Here is a 20,374-nt window from a genome sequence, read left to right as displayed (position 1 = left end):
CCATTTGTGCCGCGACCGGCTGGGGAGGCGGATGCGCAGCGAACTATCAGTCACGTCCAGCATATTCGAGGCCAATCGCGCCCGCGGCGCGGTCAGGTTCGACGTGCACGCGCGCGACGGCGTGACGCGGCGCGGTGCGTTGCATGAATCCGGCTCGCTGCGCGTGCGCTTTCCCTCGCCCGAGGATGAAGGTCTGTCCGGCGTGTTCGTCAACACGGCCGGTGGCGTTGCCGGCGGTGATCGCTTCGATGTCGAGATATCGGCGGCCGATGCCGCGCGGCTGACGCTGACCACGGCGGCCGCCGAAAAGGTCTATCGCGCTCAGGGCCCGGCGGCGGAGCTCAATATCGCCCTGAAGGTCGGCGCAGGCGCGCATCTGTCCTGGCTGCCGCAGGAGACCATCCTGTTTGATCGTGCCCGTGTCCATCGTCGCTTCGACATCGCGCTCGATGAGGCGGCCTCGCTCCTGCTTTGCGAGATCGTGGTGTTCGGACGCACTGCGATGGGTGAGCGGATGGAGCAGGGCGAGTTCGTCGACCGATGGCGGCTCTCTCGCGGCGGTCGGCTCGTCTTTGCCGAGACCGTCAGGCTGGGCGGTGATATCGGCGCGAAACTCGCGAGGTCCGCGGCGGCCAAGGGGGGCGCGGCAATCGGCACGGCCTTGATCGTGCCCGGCGATGAGGCGCTCATCGAGCGCATTCGGGAGGCCTCGGAATCCTTCGCCGGCGAGGTCGGGATATCGGCCTGGAATGGCTTTGCAATGGCGCGGTTCTGTGCCCAAGATGCGGCGCGCTTGCGCGCCGACATGATGGCCGTGCTGGCGCGCACCGGTGCGGCGTTGCCGCGGCTGTGGTTGAATTGACGTGTTGAACGGAAGAGATTTCGCATGAACCTGTCTCCCCGCGAAAAGGACAAGCTTCTGATCTCGATGGCCGCCATCGTGGCGCGCCGCAGGCTGGACCGCGGCGTCAAGCTCAACCATCCCGAGGCGATCGCGATCATCTCCGATTTCATCCTCGAAGGTGCGCGCGACGGCCGTACCGTGGCCGAGCTGATGCAATCCGGCGCGCAGGTGCTGACCCGCGACCAGGTGATGCCGGGCATCCCCGAAATGATCCACGACATCCAGGTCGAGGCGACGTTTCCGGACGGCACCAAGCTCGTCACCGTGCACGAGCCGATCAGGTGATTTGAATTCGTCATTCCGGGGCGCCCGCAGGGCGAACCCGGAATCCAGAGATTGTTGATCGAGATTCCGGGTTCTCGTTCCGCGAGCCCCGGAATGACGGAGGAAGACAGAGATGATCCCCGGTGAACTCTTCATTCAGGACGGCGAGATCGAGCTCAATGCCGGCCGCAAGACCGTGACGCTGACGGTCGCCAACACCGGCGACCGCCCTATCCAGGTCGGCTCGCACTACCATTTCTTCGAGACCAACCCGGCCTTGAAATTCGAGCGCAAGAAGGCCCGCGGCATGCGCCTCGACATCGCCGCCGGCACCGCCGTCCGCTTCGAACCCGGCCAGACCCGCGACGTCCAGCTCGTCGCGCTCGCCGGCAAGAAGACCATCTACGGCTTCCGTGGCGACGTGATGGGGAAGCTGTGAGGCATGCTTTCCGCCGTCCGCCTCATCTCTGAAGCCGCTGACCTGGCCGCGCGCCGGCACAACGGCATGGCGCGCAAGGGGCGGGGGAACGAGCCTTACGTCAATCACCTTGCCGAGGTCGCGAACCTGCTCGCGACGGCGACCGATGGTGGGGATGCCGAGCTCGTGGCCGCCGGCTGGCTACATGATGTCATCGAGGACACCGAGACCACGCGTGAAGAGCTCGCGCAAAAATTCTCCGAGCGTATCGCATCTCTCGTCGTCGAGTGCACCGATGACATGAACCTGCCGAAAGCCGAGCGGCGCCGGCGGCGGGTGGTCGATGCGCCGAAGAAATCTGCGGGCGCAAAACTGATCAAGATCGCCGACAAGATCAGCAATGTCGGCGCACGCATTCATTCCGATCCGACCGCCGAAGAGCGTGACGATCTCGTCGACTATACCGGCTGGGCCGAGCAGGTGGTCGCCGGTTGTCGCGGCGGCAATCCGTGGCTCGATCAGAAATTCGACGACGCAGTGCGTACGGCGAGAGCTTCGCTGTGAGCACCATCAAGACATTCAAACGCAAACGGGGCCTGTGATGTCCGTCAAGATCAAGCGTTCCGTCTATGCCGACATGTTCGGCCCGACCACCGGCGACAAGGTGCGGCTGGCCGACACCGATCTCATCATCGAGGTCGAGAAGGATTTCACCGTCTATGGCGAGGAGGTGAAGTTCGGCGGCGGCAAGGTGATCCGCGACGGCATGGGGCAGTCGCAGGTCACCAACAAGCAGGGCGCGGCCGACACCGTCATCACCAATGCGCTGATCGTGGACCACTGGGGCATCGTGAAGGCCGACGTCGCGATCAAGGACGGCATGATCTCCGCGATCGGCAAGGCCGGCAACCCCGACATCCAGCCGGGCGTCACCATCATCATCGGCCCCGGCACCGACGTGATCGCGGGCGAGGGTAAGATCCTCACCGCCGGCGGCTTCGACAGCCACATCCATTTCATCTGCCCGCAGCAGATCGAGCACGCGCTGATGAGCGGCGTCACCTCGATGCTGGGCGGCGGCACCGGTCCCTCGCACGGCACCTTTGCGACGACCTGCACGCCGGGCCCGTGGCACATGGGGCGGATGATCCAGTCGTTCGACGCCTTCCCGGTCAATCTCGGCATTTCCGGCAAGGGCAATGCCTCGCGCCCCGCGCCGCTGGTCGAGATGATCAAGGGCGGCGCCTGCGCGCTGAAGCTGCACGAGGATTGGGGCACCACGCCGGCCGCGATCGACAACTGCCTGTCGGTGGCCGACGATTACGACATCCAGGTCATGATCCACACCGACACGCTGAACGAATCCGGCTTCGTCGAGGATACGATCAAGGCGTTCAAGGGCCGCACCATCCACGCCTTCCACACCGAGGGCGCCGGCGGCGGTCACGCCCCCGACATCATCAAGGTCGCGGGGCTGAAGAACGTGCTGCCGTCATCGACCAATCCGACGCGCCCCTTCACCCGCAACACCATCGACGAGCATCTCGACATGCTGATGGTGTGCCACCACCTCGATCCCTCGATCGCGGAAGATCTTGCGTTCGCCGAAAGCCGTATCCGCAAGGAGACCATCGCGGCCGAGGACATCCTGCACGATCTCGGTGCGCTCTCGATGATGTCCTCGGACTCCCAGGCCATGGGCCGCCTCGGCGAAGTCATCATCCGGACCTGGCAGACCGCCGACAAGATGAAGAAGCAGCGCGGATCGCTGCCGCAGGACAAGGGCAAGGACAACGACAATTTCCGCGTCAAGCGCTACATCGCCAAATACACGATCAACCCCGCGATCGCGCACGGCGTGTCGAAGCTGATCGGTTCGGTGGAGAAGGGCAAGCTTGCCGATCTCGTGCTGTGGTCGCCGGCCTTCTTCGGCGTCAAGCCGGACTGCATCGTCAAGGGCGGCACGATCGTCGCCGCGCCGATGGGCGATCCCAACGCCTCGATCCCGACGCCGCAGCCGGTGCACTACCAGCCGATGTTCGGTGCCTTCGGCAAGGCGCGCACCGCATCTTCCGTGGTGTTCACCTCCAAGGCCGCGATTACCGGTGGGCTGGCGCGCAAGCTCGGTATCGAGAAGAAGCTCTATGCCGTCCAGAACACCCGCGGCAGGATCTCCAAGAAGAGCATGATCCACAACGACGCAACCCCCGATATCGAGGTCGATCCGGAGACCTATGAGGTTCGCGCCGACGGCGAGCTCCTGACCTGCGCGCCCGCCGAAGTGCTGCCGATGGCGCAGCGATATTTCATGTACTGAAATAGCGCCCCGGTCCCCGGAGCCTGTCCGGGGACGGTTTTACGGTGTTGCGTTCGATCCCGCCTGGTCTAATGTCCCGCCCGGTATCTTGAACCCAGAAGAAAAGCCGGGAGGATTTCTCGTGATTTACGTCGTTGCCACCTTGACCATCAAGCCCGAGACGCGCGCCGAATTCATTGCAGGCGCCACCGCCTGCATCAAGGAGACGCGGAAAGAGCCCGGCAATATCGCCTATGATATGCATGAAAGCGTCACCGATCCGACCAAGATGGTGTTCGTCGAGCAGTGGGAGAGCGCCGAGGCGCTGGTGCCGCATCGCGCCATGGAGCACATGAAGACGTTCGGCCGCATTGCGGTGAAATGCTTCATGGCGCCGCCGAAGGTCGAAATCATTACGCCCGAGAAGGTCGAGACACGGTAACAGGGTAGAAGCCAATGATCCGGGCGACGCAGGTTAGGGGACAGCACCGCTTCACCGAAGCACCAGTGGACACGGTCGTGCTCGATTTCGACGATCGGCACCGCCGCCGCATGGCGATGACGGGGACGCGGGGGCTCGAATTCCTGCTCGACCTGGAGAACGCCGTTGCACTGCGCGGCGGCGACGCGCTGGTGCTGGAGGACGGCCGGCTGGTCGAAGTGGTTGCGGCGCCCGAGCCGCTGCTCGAGATCCGCGGCCGCGATCCGCACCACCTCATCCGGGTCGGCTGGCACCTCGGCAACCGTCATCTGCCGACGCAGATCATGGCCAAGGCCCTGCGCATCCGCCGCGACCACGTCATCGAGGCCATGGTGAAGGGCCTCGGCGCGCGTGTCGTCGAGATCGAGGCGCCATTCGATCCTGAAGGTGGCGCCTATGCCGACGCCGGTCATGCGCATGGGCACGATGACCATGCGCATCATGATCACGGCCATCACCACCACGATCATGGCGACCATCATCATGATCACCACGGACACGATCATCATGGCCACGACCACCATGATCATGCCGCGCATGACCATGGGCACGATCATCATCATCACGACGAGCATTGCGACCATCCCGACCACCACCACGGCCACAAGCATGCTCATGACCACAAATGAGCCGGTCAATGCCGGTGACCTCGCCGCGCGCGAGGCGGCGGCGCTGTACCGGCTGATGACCTGGCTGTCGCCGGCGTTTCCCGTCGGCGGCTTCTCCTACTCCAGCGGGATCGAATGGGCGGTCGAAGCGGGCGACATCACCGACACGGCGACGCTCGCCGACTGGCTCGATACTATGCTCGGCGACGGTTCGGGCTTCTGCGATGCGACGTTCCTGGTCCAGGCCTATCGCGCCACTGAGGCGGGCGAGGAGACCTCGTTGCGCGACATCGCTGAGCTCGCGAGCGCCTTCGTGCCCTCGCGCGAGCGGCAGCTTGAGACGACGTCGCAGGGCCGCGCCTTCATCGACATCGCCCGCGCCGCGTGGGATGCGGAGGGGCTGGACGCCATGGTTGCGGCATGCCGCACGCCATTGGTCTATCCCGTCGCGGTCGGTGTGGTCGCCGCGATGCACGGCGTGCCGTTGGCGCCGACGCTGCACGCCTTCCTGCACGCTGTGGTCTCGAACTGGATTTCCGCGGCCAGCCGCCTCATTCCGCTCGGCCAGACCGACAGCCAGCGCGTGCTGGTGCGGCTGGAAGCTGCCGTTGCCGCGACCGCCAACCGTGCGCTGAGCGCGACGCTGGACGATCTCGGCAGCGCGACATTCCGCGCCGATCTCGCCAGCCTGCGGCACGAGACGCAATATACGCGGCTGTTTCGGTCGTGAGCGCGTTGCATCACATTCTGCCGTCGTCCTCGCGAAAGCTAGGACCCATTACCACGAATGCCTGTGGTCATGGAGGGATGTGGCCTCAGTCCGCCGCGACAATGAACTTCGGTGGTAATGGGTCCTGGCTTTCGCCAGGACGACGATAGGAAAGAGTCAATGGCTACGTCTCACGGCCCCCTGCGTGTCGGCGTCGGCGGTCCGGTCGGATCGGGCAAGACCGCGCTGATGGATCTGCTCTGCAAGACCATGCGCGAGCGCTACGACATCGCGGCGATCACCAACGACATCTACACCAAATGGGATGCCGAATTCCTGGTGCGCTCGGGCTCGCTGACGCCGGATCGCATTGCCGGTGTCGAGACCGGCGGCTGCCCGCATACCGCGATCCGCGAAGATGCCTCGATGAACCTCGCGGCGGTCGCGGACATGCGCGCGAAATTCCCCGGCCTCGACCTCGTGCTGATCGAATCCGGCGGCGACAATCTCGCTGCCACTTTTTCCCCGGAGCTTGCCGACCTCACCATCTACGTCATCGACGTGGCGGCGGGCGACAAGATCCCGTCCAAGGGCGGCCCCGGCATCACCCGCTCCGACCTCCTGGTCATCAACAAGATCGATCTTGCGCCCCATGTCGGCGCCTCCCTGGAGAAGATGGAGACGGACGCCAGGCGCATGCGCGGCACGCGCCCCTTTGTCATGACCAACCTGAAGAAGAGCGAGGGGCTCGACCGCATCGTCGGCTTCATCGAGGCCAAAGGCGGCCTGAAACGGGCCGGCTGACGGACGCGACGACTTGGCACAGGGGTTTTCCGCCGTTAACGCCTGAGGCAGGACCGTATCCGCGGAACAAATTTCGGACACGGCGATTAATTACCTCCGGTACCCGGGGCAAATCCATTCCGGCCGGACGACCGGCCGGGCGGATTAAGCTTTTCAGGCGACCCAAGTTGCGTACTGATGCCTCCTCCTTCATTATCTCCTCCATCGGGGTTCATCCTGTTTCGGCACATGGCCGTTCGAGCTGCGTTCATATGCTCCGTGTTTATTGCCGACCTCCTGCTTCCGTCTGAGTAGTCGCGTGGTCCGGCTGGGTTTCATCATCGGCTTCATCGCTCTGCTCGGAGCCATGCTTTCCGGGCTTGCGGCCTATCGCGTCCACGACCAGGAGCTGGCGCTGGACCGGATCGCGCTCGCACGTGCGATCGACGTCCATGCGAGCCTGGTGCAGGACCGGCTGACCGAGCGCGAGCTGCTCGCGCGTGTCGCCTCAGGCCTGTTCCGCGCGCCATCGGTACTCAAGCCCAACATGCTGGAGCCGCTGCGCTCGGCGATCTACGCCTTCAAGACCGATTTCGTGGTGGCCGGCTGGGTCGCCCGGCTCCAGCCGAACGAGCTTGCTGCGGCGCAGGCCGCGATCGCGGCCGCCGGCTTCCCGAAGCCGCAGATCCGCGACTACGGCGACAAGCCGATCGATCCCGCAAGCCTCACCCAGCCGATCGACGTGCTGATGGATCTCGAGCCGCGCAGCGATGAGACCAAGGGGTTGCCCGGCCGCAGCTATGACCGGGACCCGGTGCGCAGCGCGATGCTCGCCCGGGCCAGGATCGAGAAGAGGTCGGTCGCCTCCGACCCGGTGCCGCTCCTGCGCAACAACGGGCCGGTCGGCGTCATCGTCGCGGCCCCCGTCATTCCCGAAGGCGCGACCGAGCCCGTCGGCTTCATCACATTCTCCTATGAACTGGCATCACTGATGCTGACCAACGACGACATGTCGTTGTTCGCGGTCGCGCTCAAGGACCCGCGCAAGGACGGCGGCGAGCTCGTCGCCAACGACCAGGGTATCGTCTCCACGCGCATGACGGCGGCGGACGGGCCGGCGCCATCGGCGACGCGCACCGTGAGCTTCGGCGGCCGCGACTGGCAGCTCGGCTATTACGCAAAGACCAACTCGGCGCGACGCGCCGAGCAGACCGCGATCATCGTGGCGGCGATCGGCTTTGCGATCACCGCGATGGTGTGCGGCCTGTTTGGCTATGTCGCCTACAACAATCTGCGGCTCAGCCGGGAGATCCAGGTGCGGATCGGCTTCGAGCGCCGCCTGACCGCCGTCATCGACGAGCTCAACCACCGGGTCAAGAACATCCTGGCGGTGATCCAGTCGATCGTGACGCGCACGCTGCGCCACGGCGCGGACATCGACGTCGCGCGCGAGCTGCTGATCGGCCGCATCCACGCCATGTCCAACGTGGTCTCGCTGCTCAGCGAGAGCCAGTGGCAGGGCGTCAAGTTGAAGGGCCTGTTCGAGGCGCGCGCCATTCCGCATGCGGACCGCATCGCCGTCACCGGTCCCGACATCGCGGTGAGCGCGCGTGCGGCGCAGAGCCTGTCACTTCTGTTCTTCGAGCTCGCCTCGCATTCGGACGAAGGCCTGTCGCTGGTCGGCAAGCATCCGCACATCACCGCCAACTGGACGGTGACGGGCGAGGGGACCGACGAGGTCTTCCATTTCCGCTGGGAGGAGTTCAACACCAGCGAGGCGACGCGCCGTCCCGATTCCGATTTCGGCCTGATCCTGCTCGACCGCGTCGCGCCCGAAGCGCTCGGCGGCACCGCCAAGCGCTACTTTACCGACGTCTCCTATGTCTACGAGCTGATTGCTCCGATGGAGACGGTCGTCGACATGAGCGAGCGCGACCGCACGGACAAGCTCTCGGCCCCGGTGAGGCCTGTACGATAAACCTCGCGCGCTTCAGCTCGAGGTCGGTCGAGCCGCGATTGCGGTCATCTCGAGCTTGACGCCTGAACCGAGATCGGCCACGCCGACGACGGCGCGTGCCGGCAGATGGGCTTCGGCAAAGTGCGCTTTCCAGGCCGCATTGAACGCAGCCTTCTCGCCGAGATTCGTAACGAAGATGGTCACCTGCAATACGTTGGCCAGGTCGGATCCAAGAGTCTTCAGCAGACGCGACAATTGGCCAAGCACGTCGTTTGCCTGACCTGACATGTCGAGGCTCGTGTCCTCGGCGACGATTCCGCCGATGTAAAGCACGCCTCCATGCTCGACCACTTCGTGGAGCAATCCTTCGTATGGCAAGATGCGTTTGATCATGATGAGACTGATGCTCCTGTGGGAAAAGACGTGAGATGTCCGCGCGTTCTTATCACCAAGGCGTGGAACTTGAGTCGGGGACGGACGGTGGGCATTTTCAGCGCCTGATCTAGCCCTTCGGCCGCAGCACGAGGTCGACCAGATTGCGCGCGTAGCCAGGCGTGATCGGCGCGATGCCGAAGACGTAGCGGTAGAACAGGCCGCCATAGATCGCGTCGTAGAGGTCCTCGGGCGCCCCCTCGGCCAGGACGCTGCCGTCCTTCTGGCCTGCGGCGATCATCTCCACCAGCGCGTCGCGGCGGAATTGCAGGTAGCGTGCGTAGAACAGCTCCGCCGAGCCGGTCTTGGAGATGCATTCGGAGATGACGGCGAGCTGCACCTTGCCGAACTCGCCCTGGAGCGCCTCGGCATAGGCCGCGGCATGGCGGCGTGCGCGTGCCGCGGGCGTGCCGGAGCTCACCGGGGGCAGCGGCAGCATCTGCGCGGCATGGTGGAGAAAGGCGTCGATCAGCAGCGCCTCGCGCGACGGCCACCATTTGTAGATCGTCATCTTGGAGACGCTGGAGTGGCGCGCGACCGCGTCGATGGTGGTGGCGGCAAGGCCGGTCGCGGCCATCAGCGCATAGGCGCTTTCGAGGATGGCGTTGGTGGTCTCGATCGACCGCGGCCGGCCGCGCCGGGGCGCGCTGTCAGCCTCTTCACCCCCGCCTTTCGCCATCGCCACGCCCGGTCTCCTCACGCAGAGTCCCTCCGCATAGCGCAGCCACAGGTCTCGGCCTAGCAGAATCGCACGATTATGTTGTCAGGTCTGCTGCCGCAAGGCCGCAGGCAGGTCCTGCCGCTTCGACCAGGTGATGTAATAGGCGACCGCGGTCATCGCTGCAAAGCCAACGATGCTCACCGCGACCTGCATCGCCACCAGGTTCGGCCCGGTGATCAGGATGAGATGGCCGGCGAAGGAGAGGAACACCGCGACGCAGAACACCGCGAGCCATTCCTCGCCGCATATGATCACCGCCTGAAGCGGCCGCCATTTCAGGCCGGGATGATCGGCCGGAATGAGATGGGTTGCGATGAACGCGAGCGCGAGGAAGTGGACCACGCGATAGGGCGCGAGGTTTTCCTTGTCGGTCGGCGCGATGCTGTTGAGCAGCAGGTCCGGCAAATAGGCGGACAGTGCCGGCGAGTGGCGCATCAGGGTGACGGCCATCGCGAAGACGAGATAGGCGCCCGCGAGGATCCGCAACCAGGACATTCCGTGGAGCGCACGGCCGGGTGCGCCTGTCACGGCGAACCAGCCGCCCAGCACCATCAGCATCTGCCAGCACAGCGGATTGAAGGTCCACTCCTGGTCCGGATAGACCCGGAAATTCCAGTCGAACCAGCGCGCCGCGACGTACAGCGCGACCGATGCCGCCAGCGTCAGGTTCGGTCCTCGCAGCAGCCCCCACAGCACCAGCGGAAAGAACGCCATCAGCGGGATCATCAGTTGCAGCAGGTCGAGGTTCAGCGGCTCTTCCTGGAGCACCAGGCCGCGGACCAGGATTCGCAGAGGGTGCTCGAGAATGCCCGAGATGTTGTATTCGTGGATGATCTCCGGCGCCATCGATTGCGAGGCGACGTAGGCGATGGTGTCGATATAGATCACGAACAGCACGACATAGGCGGCGTAGAGCCGCCAGACGCGGCGAAAGATGCGTGTCGCCGCGACGACGTAGCCGCGCTCCAGCGCCATCCTGCCGTGGATGATGGCGACGCCATAGCCCACCACGAACACGAACAGGTCGGCGGCGCCGCTGAAGCCGAAATTGCGCAGCGTCAGGAGGTTGACGACGTTGTTCGGGATGTGGTCGACGAACACCGACCAGTTGGCGATGCCGAGCGTCAAATACAGCCTGGCGTCGTGATGGAATGCGGCGAGGTTCGCCTTGACGGACGGTTTCATGAGTAAAATAGCTTTGGGAATCAGGGTGATGCTTTTACCGGCAACCGCCTGCCTATCCGAGTAGCGTTTGCGTGAGGAGGGCCGGTTTGTCCCGACTGGCGAAAAATTACGCAGGGCGCGCCGGTGCGTTCGCGTGTCCGCCCTTGACCCGCCTGGCACGCAATTTTTGCAAAGACGATCTGCTTCGCAGCAGCTCGCGCTTCCGAAGCCGGCGACCTCTGGCGGTGTGAGATTCGCAGTCCACGCGCCCGGGCGCGCCGTGTTCGCCCTGCCGCAGCCGGGGATAGGTCAAATCGGGCGTGGCGCCCGCATCGTTACTCGGCAGGTTCAGCCGATGCCTCGTCGGAGACGCTGGTCCTACTCGCCATGATTCCGAGTGCGACGCCGGCGATTGCCAGGATCGGCAACAGTCGCCTGACCCCGATGGCGCGAACGATCTGGAGTCCCGTGGCGAGCAGCATGGGATCGGCCAGCATGCTCGCGGCCGCCGACTTCGCGGCGCGCTCGGCCGCGATTTGGGCGCGCTTCTGCACCTCGCGCTTGTAGCCCCAATAGGTGCCCGCGGCGGTGAGCGTCAGCAGGAAGAAGATGCCGGCGCCGGCGAGGCAGGCCTGCACCGGGCCGTACTTATCCAGCACCGAGATGAACGCGGCCGCGCAAAGAAAGCACGTCGTGATGAAGAGCGCGAATGCGGCGGCTGCGGCGAGCGATGTCAGACGGACCGTCGTCCCGGTCGAGGCGCTGATGCCGTCGATAATGCGCTGAAACATGCCCTTGCTCCTCAATCCCCCCACAAGCCTGAGGCGGCGGCCGCGCCGCCGCGATCCCAGGGTCCGTCCCGCGCTTTACCGGCGCCAGGCGGCGCCGATCAGGAAGCCGATGCCGAGCGCGATACCGACGGTCGCGAGCGGCCGCGCGGTGATGGCGTCTTCCAGCGTCTCCTCGATCGAGCCATAGGCATCCTGCGCCGCGCCCATCATCGCGCTGCTGCGCTCGGACATGTCGTCGAGTGTCGAATCCATGTTCTCGCGCGCTTGCTTGTAGCCGCGCCGGGCCTGCTTTCCGGCCGAATTGGCGAAGGTATTGAGCGCGTCGGTTATCTGGTCGGTGAGGGCGGCGATATCGTTTTTCACGGCTGCTACATCCTTCTCGAGGCGTTCTGCGGTGGCTTTGTCGATCCAGTCTCTCATCCTGGTTTCGCCGTCGGCTATTGACATCGCAAACTCCGAACTGTTGGCGGTGAGATGGGCGGAAAACGTTTCGTCGTGACGGAAGTTCCGTTCGCGGGAGCCCGTCACGCCTGCGGGAGCTGCGGCGAATTCTCCGGCAACAGATGCTCCTTAAGGATGAGCCCCACGATCAGGAGCGGCGACGACAGAAACGCGCCCATTGGTCCCCACAGCCAGGTCCAGAAGGCCAGCGCGATGAAGACGGCGAGTGCGTTCAGCGACAACCTGCGACCGATGATGGTCGGCGTGACGAAGTGTCCCTCCAGGAAGGTGATGCCGCCGAAGGCGAGCCCCGCCATCAGTCCGCCGCCCAGCGTCGGGAAGGCGACGAGCCCCACCACGATCAGGACGATGAACATCGCGATCGGTCCTATGATCGGGATGAAGTTGAGCGCCGCCGCGAGTGCGCCGAGCCCGGCCGGATTTGGCATGCCGGTGATCGCGCAGATAATGCCGGTCGCGACGCCCACGCCGATATTGATGACGGTGACGGTCAACAGGTAGTTGCCGAGGTGAACCTCGATCTCGTTGAGAATCCGCAGCGTGCGCAGCCGCGCGTCGCGGTCGCCGAAATTCATGATCAGCGCCCGCCGCAGGTCGCGCCAGCTCGCGATGAACAGGATCAGGGTGGCGAAGAACAGCAGGAATTCGGCGAAGGTGGGCGAGAGGAATTCCAGCGTCGGCTGGACCCATTCGGCCTTCGGCAGCGGCAGGCTTGGCAGCCCCTCTGAGCCGCCGACCATGGTTTGCAGCTCCTTCCACAGCGCCAGCGGCCGGTCGAAAACGTGCAGCTTCTCCTTCAACTGCGCGCCCAGCTCCGGCAGGCGCGAGCTCCATTCCATTGCGGGCACGGCAATCAGCGCGACGACGAAGGCGACCACCGTCGTCACCGCGGTCACGATCAGCACGGCGCCAAGCGCGCGCGGCACGCCCCGCCGTTCCAGAAAGCTTGCGGCCGGCGAGAGCATGGTACCGGCGACAACAGCCATCACCACCGGAAGGAAGAACGCCTTGGCGAAATACAGCACCCCGATCACGGCGATCAGGAGCAGGCCGGCGAGGGCGTAGGCGACGAACTCGGTGCGGCGAATGACTGGCGGCAGCTCGCTATGGCTGTCGGGGAGTGGGGCGCCTTCGCCGTTGCCGGAAATCAGACGTTCACTGGGAAGGACGCGCACAATTTCTCTCCCGCACGGAGGTGTCCGGGCGCCCATTGGTCATCAGGAAACGCCGGAGGGGTGCTGCGGTTCCATCGCGGCTTCGTGAAGTTGCGCTCGCTTGACTGTGACGTCGACGCCGCAGAAGGCGGCGGAACTTGAGTCGGCCCGGCTGCGTTTGTTGGCAAGCCGCATCACCTGAGATGCACGCACCCAATGGGGCAGCACATGAAAAAGGTCTCTACAGTCCGTCGCAGCTTCTCGCCGCGCGCCGCCGCCGCTTTTGCCTTTGCAACCGCTCTGCTCGCGGTGTCCTTCGGTAGCGCAAATGCGCAGACGCTGGGCTATGCGCCGATGCAACCGCGGGCGTATCCGATGCAACCGCAAGCGTATCAACAAGGTCCAAGCTATTCGCAGGGCTATGTCAGCGAGCCGGCGCAGACGGCCGACGAGGATGCCCAGTTGCCCGATCGGCTGCGCAAGCAGGTCGTCAGCTTCGACCGCAGCGAGCCGGCCGGCACGATCGTGATCGATACCGGCAATACGTACCTCTATTACGTGCTCGGCAACGGCCGGGCGATCCGCTACGGCGTCGGCGTCGGCCGCGAGGGCTTCACCTGGTCGGGCGTCCAGAGCGTCAGCCGCAAGGCGGAATGGCCGGACTGGCATCCGCCGGCCGAGATGATCGCGCGTCAGCCCTATCTGCCGCGCTTCGTCGCCGGCGGTCCCGGCAATCCGCTCGGCGCGCGCGCGATGTATCTGGGCTCGAGCGAATACCGCATCCACGGCACCAACGATCCCACCACCATCGGCAAGTTCGTCTCTTCCGGCTGCATCCGCATGACCAACGAAGACGTCACCGATCTGTTCAGCCGCGTCAATATCGGCGCCAGGGTCGTGGTGCTGCCGAAGAACGCGCCGCTGATGGCGAAGGGCGGCGACAGGGGGAGTGATTCTTGGCGCAAGCGCCCCGCGGCGACGACGCTGCCCTCGGGCCGGCAGGCACTGAACATCTCGACGTCGGCCGTGAACTGAGAGTTGGGTGAGGTGACATGAAGAGACGTTCGATCAGCAAACTGGCCGGTGGCGCCGCGGCGTTCTGCGCCGCCGCATCTTTCGGCCTCGCGCTGACGCCGGCGCATGCGGAGGATTTCTTCTCGGCGCTGTTCGGTGGCTTCCGGATGCGCCCGCCGCCGGAGATCCGGATGCCGTTTCCCAATGACGACATGCCGCGCTACGACACGCCGCGGCAGCGGGCGTCCTATGGCGGCGGCGCCGCCTATTGCGTCCGCGGCTGCGATGGCCGTTACTTCCCGGCGCAAGGAAACGATGCCGAGAGCAAGGCGCAGTCCTGCAAGAGCTTCTGCCCGACCTCGGAAACATCGCTGGTCTATGGCAGCAACATCGACGACGCCACGACCGAGGGCGGGAAATCCTATTCCGATCTGCCGAACGCGTTCCGCTATCGCAACGAGATCGTGTCGGGTTGCACCTGCAACGGCAAGGATCCGGTCGGTCTTGCCCAGGTCAAGGTCGAGGACGACCCCACCCTGCGCAAGGGTGACATCGTCGCGGGCGCCGATGGCCTGGTGGTCGCCAGCCGCAACGCTGGCGATCGCCGCGGAGTCGCGATGAACTTCTCCCCGCTGCCGGACTCGGTCCGCGCCAGATTCCGCCAGGTGCCGGTGGTGGCGAAGGAGTAGCCCCTGTCGTCCTGGCGAAAGCCAGGACCCATTGCCCCGAATGCGAGTTTGGCGGCACGCAGATAACCACCAGCCTGCCCATTGCGGTGGCCGGTGATTATGGGTCCTGGCTTTCGCCAGGACGACATCTCGCGTGATGCAATGCCCGTGCCCCAATCTCCGCTGTCGTCCCGGACAAGCGCGCCCAAAGCGCGCCTAGATCCGGGATCCATAGCCACAGGGCGTGGTTTGGCGAAGACTCGGAGTTGCCAGCTCGCATCCTAACTTCTCCTTGTGGCTGGGTCCCGACCCCCCCCGTGCGCGATTGCGACTAGGCCGGGACGACACCGAAGGAGCGGCTACGGCTTTCTCTCCAACCCGCAGCCCTACGCCGCGCGGATCTTGCCCAGGAAGTCGCTGACCTGCTGGCCGAGCTGGCGGCTCTGCGTCTCCAGCGTTTCCGACGCCTGCTTGACGTTGTCAGCGGCGCCGGCGGCGGTGTCGGCGTCGGCCTTCACGCCGGTGATGTTGTCGGAGACGTTCTTGGTGCCCTGCGCTGCATATTGCGTGCTGCGAGTGATCTCCTGCGTCGCCGCGCCCTGCTCCTGAACGGCGGCGGCGATGGCGGTGGCGACCTCGTTGACCTCCCCGATGATGCCGCCGATGGCCTGGATCGCGTTGATGGCGTCGCCCGCGACCTTCTGGATGTCGGCGATCTGCCCGGAGATCTCTTCGGTCGCCTTCGCCGTCTGGCTCGCCAGCGACTTCACCTCGGATGCGACCACGGCAAAGCCGCGGCCGGCCTCGCCGGCGCGCGCGGCCTCGATCGTGGCATTGAGCGCCAGCAAATTGGTCTGCGCCGCGATGGTGTTGATCAGCCCGACGACCTCGCCGATCCGCCCTGCGGACTGCGCCAGCCCCTGAACGGTGCCGTCGGTCTCGCGGGCCTGATTGACGGCCCGGCTGGCGATGCCGGCGGCATGGGCCGCCTGCTGGCTGATGTCGTTGATCGAGGCCGAGAGCTCCTCGGCGGCCGCCGCGACACTGTCCACGCTGGTGGAGGCGTCGTTGGACGCCTTGCCGGCGACCTCGACGCGCTCATTGGTCTGGCGCGACACCGCGGAAAGGTCGCCCGCGGTCTTGCGCATCTCGCCGGAGGCCTCGCTCAGTTCGCCCAGCGACTTGCGCACCACGCCCTCGAACTCGCCGACATAGCTCTCCATCGCGCGCTGGCGCGCGGCGGCGCCGGCGTTGCGCTCGCGCTCCTGCTCCTCGATCTTGAGCTTGTCGATCGCCTGCTGCCTGAACGTCTCCAGCGCTCCCGCAAGCGAGCCGATCTCGTCGTGACGGTCGAGATAGCCGCTGTCGACGGCAAGGTCACCGCCGGCGACCTTGAGCATGGCGTCGCGAATCCGGTGCAGCGGCGTGATCACGCGGCGGCTGACCGCGAGCATCGCGGCGCCGGTCAGGACGATCGCGGCGAGGAGCAGGGCGGTATTGACGATCAGCGATTGCACCGCGGTCGCGCGCTGGGCCGCGGAATGGTCCTTGGCCGCCTCGAGCGCGGCGTCGGCGAGCTTGATCGCGCTCGCCATACGGCCAACCGAATAGGGGCTCCACTGGTTAGCCGTCATCGACGGTTTCTCGCCCTTGGCGACCGCGGCAATGATGCCGTCGCGCGTGGAGGCGTATTGCGGATCGAAATAAACCGCCTTGGCGTTCGCCATGGCCGCGGCGAGCGCCGGCGGCAATTGCATGCCGACCGTGGCGAGCTCGATCGCATTCCAGGCCGTATCGGTGCCGCCAACGAATTTGGTATAGGCGAGCTGAAGCTCGGGCGTGATCTTGCCGGTGCCGAGCGCGTTGCCGACGATCAGCGAGGACTCGCCGGCACTCAGGCGCAAGAGCCAGGCCATCTGCTTGATCATCAGGAGCTGGTCGATGACCGCGTCCTGATGATTGACGCTCGCGCCGAGCATCGGCGCCAGCTTTTCGAGGATCGCCATCAGTCCATCCTCGGCGTCGGTATATTCCTTGGCGAGTGCGGCGCGGCGCGAAGCCTTGGGCTTGGCGACTTCGGTCCAGAATTCCGCCTGTTTCTCAAGCAACACCTTGTTCAGCCGGCCGAGGTCCGACACCATCGTCTCGCCCTGCGGCAAGTCGATGGAGGGAAGAATCTCGGTGGCGCGCGCCAGCGCCGGCATCAGGATGTCGCGGATTCCGCGGATATATCTTTCGATGTCCTGGTCCAACTGGACGTCCGAGGTGAGCTGGCGGCTGCTGGTCGAACGGTCGGCACGGATGTTCGCCATCGCCTTGAACACTTCTGCCGATGCGGCCGAGACCGCAACGATCCGGTTGGCGGCTTGCAGCCGGCCCCATGAGCTCCATGCGCTGATCGAGAAGCCGATCACGACGACGAATGCGGTGGACAGGATTACCGCCTTCAGCAGTGCGGATACGGTCAGGCGGTTGAGCATCGGACACCCCGGTACGCGTTTCGAAGTTCGTGGCCCCGAACGGCAGCCCCCACGAACTTCGAAGGACCAAAGGGTTGCACGTGACAGAAGCACCTGCCTTGCGGCAGGCGCTTGAGGCGCATTTGGCCCGAAAAGGGTAAAAACTTAGACAGTGGTGCTGCCGTAAAATTACTGGGGCATTGAGGGTTGGCACCCACCATCGTCGTCCTGGCGAAAGCCAGGACGACATCGGGGTGTGTGGCCGGCCACGCGCCTATGAAGCCTAAGCCGCGCGGATCTTGCCAAGGAAGCCGGTGACGTCCTCGCCGAGCTGGCGGCTCTGGCTCTCCAGCGTCTCGGAGGCGTGTTTGACGTTGTCCGCGGCGGCTGCGGCGGCATCCGCATCGGCTCTGACGCCGGTGATGTTGTCGGAGACGTTCCTGGTGCCCTGCGCCGCAAATTGCGTGCTGCGGGTGATCTCCTGCGTCGCCGCACCCTGCTCCTGCACGGCGGCCGCGATCGCGGTCGCGACCTCGTTCACCTCGCCGATGATGCCGCCGATGGTCTGGATTGCGTTGATGGCGTCGCCGGCCACCCGCTGGATGTCGGCGATCTGCTCGGAGATTTCCTCGGTGGCCTTGGCCGTCTGGCTCGCCAGCGACTTCACCTCGGAGGCGACCACGGCAAAGCCGCGGCCGGCTTCGCCGGCGCGCGCCGCCTCGATCGTGGCGTTGAGCGCCAGCAAATTGGTCTGCGCCGCAATGGTGTTGATGAGGCCGACGACCTCGCCGATGCGTCCGGCGGATTTTGCCAGGCCCTGCACGGTGCCGTCGGTTTCGCGCGCCTGGGTGACGGCGCGGCCGGCGATACCCGCGGCATGGGCCGCCTGCTGGCTGATGTCGTTGATCGAGGCCGAGAGCTCCTCGGCGGCGGCCGCCACGCTGTCGACGCTCATGGAGGCATCGTTGGAGGCCTTGCCGGCGACTTGCACGCGGTCGTTGGTCTGGCGCGACACCGCGGACAGATCGCCCGAGGTCTTGCGCATCTTACCGGAGGCCTCGCTCAATTCGCCGAGCGTCTTGCGCACCGCGCCCTCGAACTCGCCGACATAGACCTCGATCGCGCGCTGGCGGGCCGAAGCGCCCGCATTGCGCGCGCGCTCCTGCTCCTCGATCTTGAGTTTGTCGGTCGCTTGCTGCTTGAACGCCTCCAGCGCGCCGGCGAGCGCGCCGATCTCGTCCTTGCGGTCGAGATAGCCGCTGTCCACGGCAAGGTCGCCGCCGGCGACCTTCAGCATGGCATCGCGCATGGTGTTGAGCGGATGGATGACGCGGCGGTTGACCAGCATGATGGCACCGACGGCGAGGCCGACGGCGAGCGCCAGAAGTGCGAGCTGCATGACGAGTGCGCGTTGAGCTGCGGAGCGCTGTTCCAGCGTATGGCTCTTGGCGGCATCGAGAGCGGCTTCCGCCACCGCGACCGCGCTGGAGAGACGGCCGACGGTGACCGGGCTCCACTGGTTGGCGGTCATCTCGGCTTTCTCGCCCTTGACCAGCGTGTCCGCGAGACGGTCTCGCAGCGCGAGATATTGCGGCTCGAAATAGGCGGTCTTCGCCGCGGCCAGGGCGGAGGCAAGCGCCGGCGGCAACTGCATGCCCGAGGTCGTCAATTCCAGCGCCTTCCACATCGCCGACGTGCCGCCGACATATTGGGTGTAGTTGTACCGGGCTTCGGGGGTGATCTTGCCGGCGGCAAGACCGGTCGAGACGATCAGCGAGGCTTCGCCCGCGGTGTTGCGCAGCAGCCAGGCATTCTGCTTGATCGACAGCAGCTGGTCGATCACGGCGTCCTGGTGGTTGACGGTGGCGGCGAGGACGTTCGAGAGCTTGTCGAGCGTCTCGAGCAGGCCCTGCGTCGTCTCCATGTATTCCTTCGGCAGGCCCGCGCGGCGCTGGTCCTTGAGCTTGGCCACGTCCTCCCAGAACTGCTTCTGCTCCTCGATCAGCAGCTTGTTGAGGCGCGCGAGCTCCGGCACCAGCGTGCCCGATTGCGAGAAGTCGATGTTCGGCAGCAGCTCCAGCGCACGTGCCATCGCTGGCATCTGCGCATCGCGCAGCGCACGCAAATACTTCTCGATCTCGGAATCCATCGGCTCGGTCGCGTTCAGGAGCCGGTTGGTGGTCGAGCGGTCGGTGCGCAGATTGTGCATCGCCTTGAACAGATCGGCGGAGGCGTCGGCGATCTGCGAAATGCGGTTGGCGGTCTTGAGGCGATCCCAGGATTCATAGGCGGTGAGCGAGAGCGCGATCACCACACAGACCGACGTGATCGCGATCACCGCCTTCAGCAGCGCGGATACGGTCAGACGATTGAGCATCGAAGTCCCCCAAATTCCCATTGCAAATTTCGTGAAGACGCCCGGCAACATCGGCAAATGGGGGCGCGGCAGATCGGCAATCGCACGCCGTTTGCGCTTCAGGGGCTCAAACGGTTTCTGCATCTGAAAGGAAAAGGGTAAAGTTTTAGGCAGCCGGCCTGCCGGTAGAAGTACGCATTTACTAGAAGTTGCAATGGGTTGCCCGGATGGAACCGGCGCGCGAGACAGGCGTTAGGTTATCGTTAGCAATCTGCCTGAAGGGGGCCTCGCGATGCTGGTCGGCGTACTCGTCACCTTTCTCGTCGTCATTCTCGTGCTCTATCTCATCAACATGTTGCCGATGGACGGCCGCGCCAAGCAGATCGCGCGCGTGGTCGTCATCATCATCGGTGTGGTGTCGCTGTTGAAATATCTCACGGTGTTCTAGCGGACGTGCCGCTACGATGTTTCCAAATGAAAAGCCCCGGCGAAAGCCGGGGCTTGGTCTGCGTTCCCGAGCACGCTAGTGCAGCGTCTTGAGCCAGTCGTCGACGTCCTGACGAACCTGGTCCTTGGCCTTGCCGTAACGTTCCTGCAGCCGGCCTTCGAGCTGCTCGCGACGGCCCTCGATCAGTTTGAGGTCGTCGTCGGTGAGCTTGGCCCACTTCTCCTTGGCCGATCCCTTGAACTGCTTCCAGTTTCCTTCGATGCGGTTCCAATCCATGACCATCTC

Annotated in this window: 22 protein-coding genes; 13 read left to right on the top strand and 9 right to left on the bottom strand. The window is 65.1% G+C overall.

The genetic code is table 11. The features are described from left to right. Nucleotides 1–31: 31 nt before the first annotated feature. From EI171_RS41475 to EI171_RS41430, 10 genes are all read left to right on the top strand, one after another. Nucleotides 32–862 (top strand): urease accessory protein UreD, encoded by an 831-nt coding sequence (locus EI171_RS41475; protein ID WP_161536619.1) that lies wholly within the window; start codon nucleotides 32–34, stop codon nucleotides 860–862. A 24-nt stretch (nucleotides 863–886) separates the two neighbouring features. Continuing rightward, nucleotides 887–1,189, top strand: a complete 303-nt coding sequence (locus tag EI171_RS41470) for an urease subunit gamma (RefSeq protein ID WP_007605424.1) — start codon at nucleotides 887–889, stop codon at nucleotides 1,187–1,189. Nucleotides 1,190–1,301: 112 nt separating this feature from the next. Beyond that, complete coding sequence (locus EI171_RS41465; RefSeq protein ID WP_011084271.1) at nucleotides 1,302–1,607, top strand: urease subunit beta; 306 nt, start codon at nucleotides 1,302–1,304, stop codon at nucleotides 1,605–1,607. 3 nt (nucleotides 1,608–1,610) lie between these two features. Further along, complete coding sequence (locus tag EI171_RS41460; RefSeq protein WP_161536618.1) at nucleotides 1,611–2,150, top strand: HD domain-containing protein; 540 nt, start codon at nucleotides 1,611–1,613, stop codon at nucleotides 2,148–2,150. A gap of 37 nt (nucleotides 2,151–2,187) precedes the next feature. Then, entirely contained in the window at nucleotides 2,188–3,903 is a 1,716-nt protein-coding gene (gene ureC, locus EI171_RS41455) for an urease subunit alpha (protein ID WP_028173494.1), read from the top strand. Nucleotides 3,904–4,024: 121 nt separating this feature from the next. Beyond that, nucleotides 4,025–4,324, top strand: a complete 300-nt coding sequence (locus tag EI171_RS41450) for a putative quinol monooxygenase (protein ID WP_011084274.1) — start codon at nucleotides 4,025–4,027, stop codon at nucleotides 4,322–4,324. 14 nt (nucleotides 4,325–4,338) lie between these two features. Continuing rightward, entirely contained in the window at nucleotides 4,339–4,992 is a 654-nt protein-coding gene (gene ureE, locus EI171_RS41445; RefSeq protein ID WP_060909174.1) for an urease accessory protein UreE, read from the top strand. After that, a complete protein-coding gene (locus EI171_RS41440) occupies nucleotides 4,973–5,701 on the top strand; it encodes an urease accessory protein UreF (protein WP_161537177.1) in 729 nt (242 codons plus the stop codon). Before ureE ends, EI171_RS41440 begins: the two co-directional genes overlap by 20 nt. A 159-nt stretch (nucleotides 5,702–5,860) precedes the next feature. After that, the gene (ureG, locus tag EI171_RS41435) at nucleotides 5,861–6,484 is read left to right on the top strand and encodes an urease accessory protein UreG (RefSeq protein ID WP_028173491.1); all 624 of its coding nucleotides are present in this window, start codon (nucleotides 5,861–5,863) and stop codon (nucleotides 6,482–6,484) included. A gap of 298 nt (nucleotides 6,485–6,782) precedes the next feature. Next, nucleotides 6,783–8,441 (top strand): HWE histidine kinase domain-containing protein, encoded by a 1,659-nt coding sequence (locus EI171_RS41430; protein WP_028173490.1) that lies wholly within the window; start codon nucleotides 6,783–6,785, stop codon nucleotides 8,439–8,441. 12 nt (nucleotides 8,442–8,453) lie between these two features. On the opposite strand, the gene EI171_RS41425 is transcribed toward EI171_RS41430, so the two are convergent. The 6 genes from EI171_RS41425 to EI171_RS41400 form a co-directional block, all read right to left on the bottom strand. Beyond that, entirely contained in the window at nucleotides 8,454–8,813 is a 360-nt protein-coding gene (locus EI171_RS41425) for a RidA family protein (RefSeq protein ID WP_011084278.1), read from the bottom strand. A gap of 109 nt (nucleotides 8,814–8,922) precedes the next feature. Further along, nucleotides 8,923–9,531, bottom strand: a complete 609-nt coding sequence (locus EI171_RS41420) for a TetR/AcrR family transcriptional regulator (protein WP_161537176.1) — start codon at nucleotides 9,529–9,531, stop codon at nucleotides 8,923–8,925. A gap of 84 nt (nucleotides 9,532–9,615) precedes the next feature. Next, nucleotides 9,616–10,758 carry an OpgC domain-containing protein gene (locus EI171_RS41415; RefSeq protein WP_028173487.1) on the bottom strand — a complete coding sequence of 381 codons (1,143 nt, stop codon included), beginning with the start codon at nucleotides 10,756–10,758 and terminating at the stop codon, nucleotides 9,616–9,618. 314 nt (nucleotides 10,759–11,072) lie between these two features. Then, the gene (locus tag EI171_RS41410) at nucleotides 11,073–11,528 is read right to left on the bottom strand and encodes a hypothetical protein (protein WP_028173486.1); all 456 of its coding nucleotides are present in this window, start codon (nucleotides 11,526–11,528) and stop codon (nucleotides 11,073–11,075) included. A gap of 75 nt (nucleotides 11,529–11,603) precedes the next feature. Continuing rightward, nucleotides 11,604–11,975, bottom strand: coding sequence for a YqjD family protein (locus EI171_RS41405; RefSeq protein ID WP_028173485.1), 372 nt, complete (start codon nucleotides 11,973–11,975; stop codon nucleotides 11,604–11,606). A gap of 77 nt (nucleotides 11,976–12,052) precedes the next feature. Continuing rightward, the gene (locus EI171_RS41400; protein WP_028173484.1) at nucleotides 12,053–13,165 is read right to left on the bottom strand and encodes an AI-2E family transporter; all 1,113 of its coding nucleotides are present in this window, start codon (nucleotides 13,163–13,165) and stop codon (nucleotides 12,053–12,055) included. A 207-nt stretch (nucleotides 13,166–13,372) separates the two neighbouring features. Between EI171_RS41400 and EI171_RS41395 the strand changes: the two genes are divergently transcribed. After that, the gene (locus tag EI171_RS41395) at nucleotides 13,373–14,179 is read left to right on the top strand and encodes a L,D-transpeptidase (RefSeq protein WP_161536617.1); all 807 of its coding nucleotides are present in this window, start codon (nucleotides 13,373–13,375) and stop codon (nucleotides 14,177–14,179) included. 17 nt (nucleotides 14,180–14,196) lie between these two features. Then, nucleotides 14,197–14,847: a DUF2865 domain-containing protein gene (locus EI171_RS41390; RefSeq protein WP_161536616.1), complete on the top strand. Its 651-nt coding sequence runs from the start codon at nucleotides 14,197–14,199 to the stop codon at nucleotides 14,845–14,847. A gap of 365 nt (nucleotides 14,848–15,212) precedes the next feature. Here EI171_RS41390 and EI171_RS41385 read toward each other — a convergent pair whose 3' ends face one another. Both EI171_RS41385 and EI171_RS41380 read right to left on the bottom strand, forming a co-directional pair. Next, the gene (locus EI171_RS41385; protein WP_161536615.1) at nucleotides 15,213–17,306 is read right to left on the bottom strand and encodes a methyl-accepting chemotaxis protein; all 2,094 of its coding nucleotides are present in this window, start codon (nucleotides 17,304–17,306) and stop codon (nucleotides 15,213–15,215) included. Between the two features lie 262 nt (nucleotides 17,307–17,568). Then, nucleotides 17,569–19,662, bottom strand: a complete 2,094-nt coding sequence (locus EI171_RS41380) for a methyl-accepting chemotaxis protein (RefSeq protein ID WP_161536614.1) — start codon at nucleotides 19,660–19,662, stop codon at nucleotides 17,569–17,571. A 271-nt stretch (nucleotides 19,663–19,933) separates the two neighbouring features. Between EI171_RS41380 and EI171_RS45165 the strand changes: the two genes are divergently transcribed. Beyond that, a complete protein-coding gene (locus EI171_RS45165) occupies nucleotides 19,934–20,089 on the top strand; it encodes a Thivi_2564 family membrane protein (protein ID WP_011084288.1) in 156 nt (51 codons plus the stop codon). A gap of 75 nt (nucleotides 20,090–20,164) precedes the next feature. On the opposite strand, the gene EI171_RS41375 is transcribed toward EI171_RS45165, so the two are convergent. After that, nucleotides 20,165–20,365 carry a CsbD family protein gene (locus EI171_RS41375; RefSeq protein ID WP_027544225.1) on the bottom strand — a complete coding sequence of 67 codons (201 nt, stop codon included), beginning with the start codon at nucleotides 20,363–20,365 and terminating at the stop codon, nucleotides 20,165–20,167. Nucleotides 20,366–20,374 lie beyond the last annotated feature (9 nt).

Origin of the sequence: Bradyrhizobium sp. LCT2 (assembly GCF_009931255.1) — a bacterium.
Lineage (GTDB): Bacteria > Pseudomonadota > Alphaproteobacteria > Rhizobiales > Xanthobacteraceae > Bradyrhizobium > Bradyrhizobium diazoefficiens.
This window is presented reverse-complemented; position numbering and strand designations above follow the sequence as displayed.

Coding starts and splice junctions, on each gene's coding strand:
- EI171_RS41475 (WP_161536619.1), top strand. CDS start 32: ATGCGCAGCGAACTATCAGTCACGTCCAGCATATTCGAGGCCAATCGC.
- EI171_RS41470 (WP_007605424.1), top strand. CDS start 887: ATGAACCTGTCTCCCCGCGAAAAGGACAAGCTTCTGATCTCGATGGCC.
- EI171_RS41465 (WP_011084271.1), top strand. CDS start 1,302: ATGATCCCCGGTGAACTCTTCATTCAGGACGGCGAGATCGAGCTCAAT.
- EI171_RS41460 (WP_161536618.1), top strand. CDS start 1,611: ATGCTTTCCGCCGTCCGCCTCATCTCTGAAGCCGCTGACCTGGCCGCG.
- ureC (WP_028173494.1), top strand. CDS start 2,188: ATGTCCGTCAAGATCAAGCGTTCCGTCTATGCCGACATGTTCGGCCCG.
- ureE (WP_060909174.1), top strand. CDS start 4,339: ATGATCCGGGCGACGCAGGTTAGGGGACAGCACCGCTTCACCGAAGCA.
- EI171_RS41440 (WP_161537177.1), top strand. CDS start 4,973: ATGCTCATGACCACAAATGAGCCGGTCAATGCCGGTGACCTCGCCGCG.
- ureG (WP_028173491.1), top strand. CDS start 5,861: ATGGCTACGTCTCACGGCCCCCTGCGTGTCGGCGTCGGCGGTCCGGTC.
- EI171_RS41425 (WP_011084278.1), bottom strand. CDS start 8,813: ATGATCAAACGCATCTTGCCATACGAAGGATTGCTCCACGAAGTGGTC.
- EI171_RS41420 (WP_161537176.1), bottom strand. CDS start 9,531: ATGGCGAAAGGCGGGGGTGAAGAGGCTGACAGCGCGCCCCGGCGCGGC.
- EI171_RS41415 (WP_028173487.1), bottom strand. CDS start 10,758: ATGAAACCGTCCGTCAAGGCGAACCTCGCCGCATTCCATCACGACGCC.
- EI171_RS41410 (WP_028173486.1), bottom strand. CDS start 11,528: ATGTTTCAGCGCATTATCGACGGCATCAGCGCCTCGACCGGGACGACG.
- EI171_RS41405 (WP_028173485.1), bottom strand. CDS start 11,975: ATGTCAATAGCCGACGGCGAAACCAGGATGAGAGACTGGATCGACAAA.
- EI171_RS41395 (WP_161536617.1), top strand. CDS start 13,373: ATGAAAAAGGTCTCTACAGTCCGTCGCAGCTTCTCGCCGCGCGCCGCC.
- EI171_RS41390 (WP_161536616.1), top strand. CDS start 14,197: ATGAAGAGACGTTCGATCAGCAAACTGGCCGGTGGCGCCGCGGCGTTC.
- EI171_RS41385 (WP_161536615.1), bottom strand. CDS start 17,306: ATGCTCAACCGCCTGACCGTATCCGCACTGCTGAAGGCGGTAATCCTG.
- EI171_RS41380 (WP_161536614.1), bottom strand. CDS start 19,662: ATGCTCAATCGTCTGACCGTATCCGCGCTGCTGAAGGCGGTGATCGCG.
- EI171_RS45165 (WP_011084288.1), top strand. CDS start 19,934: ATGCTGGTCGGCGTACTCGTCACCTTTCTCGTCGTCATTCTCGTGCTC.
- EI171_RS41375 (WP_027544225.1), bottom strand. CDS start 20,365: ATGGATTGGAACCGCATCGAAGGAAACTGGAAGCAGTTCAAGGGATCG.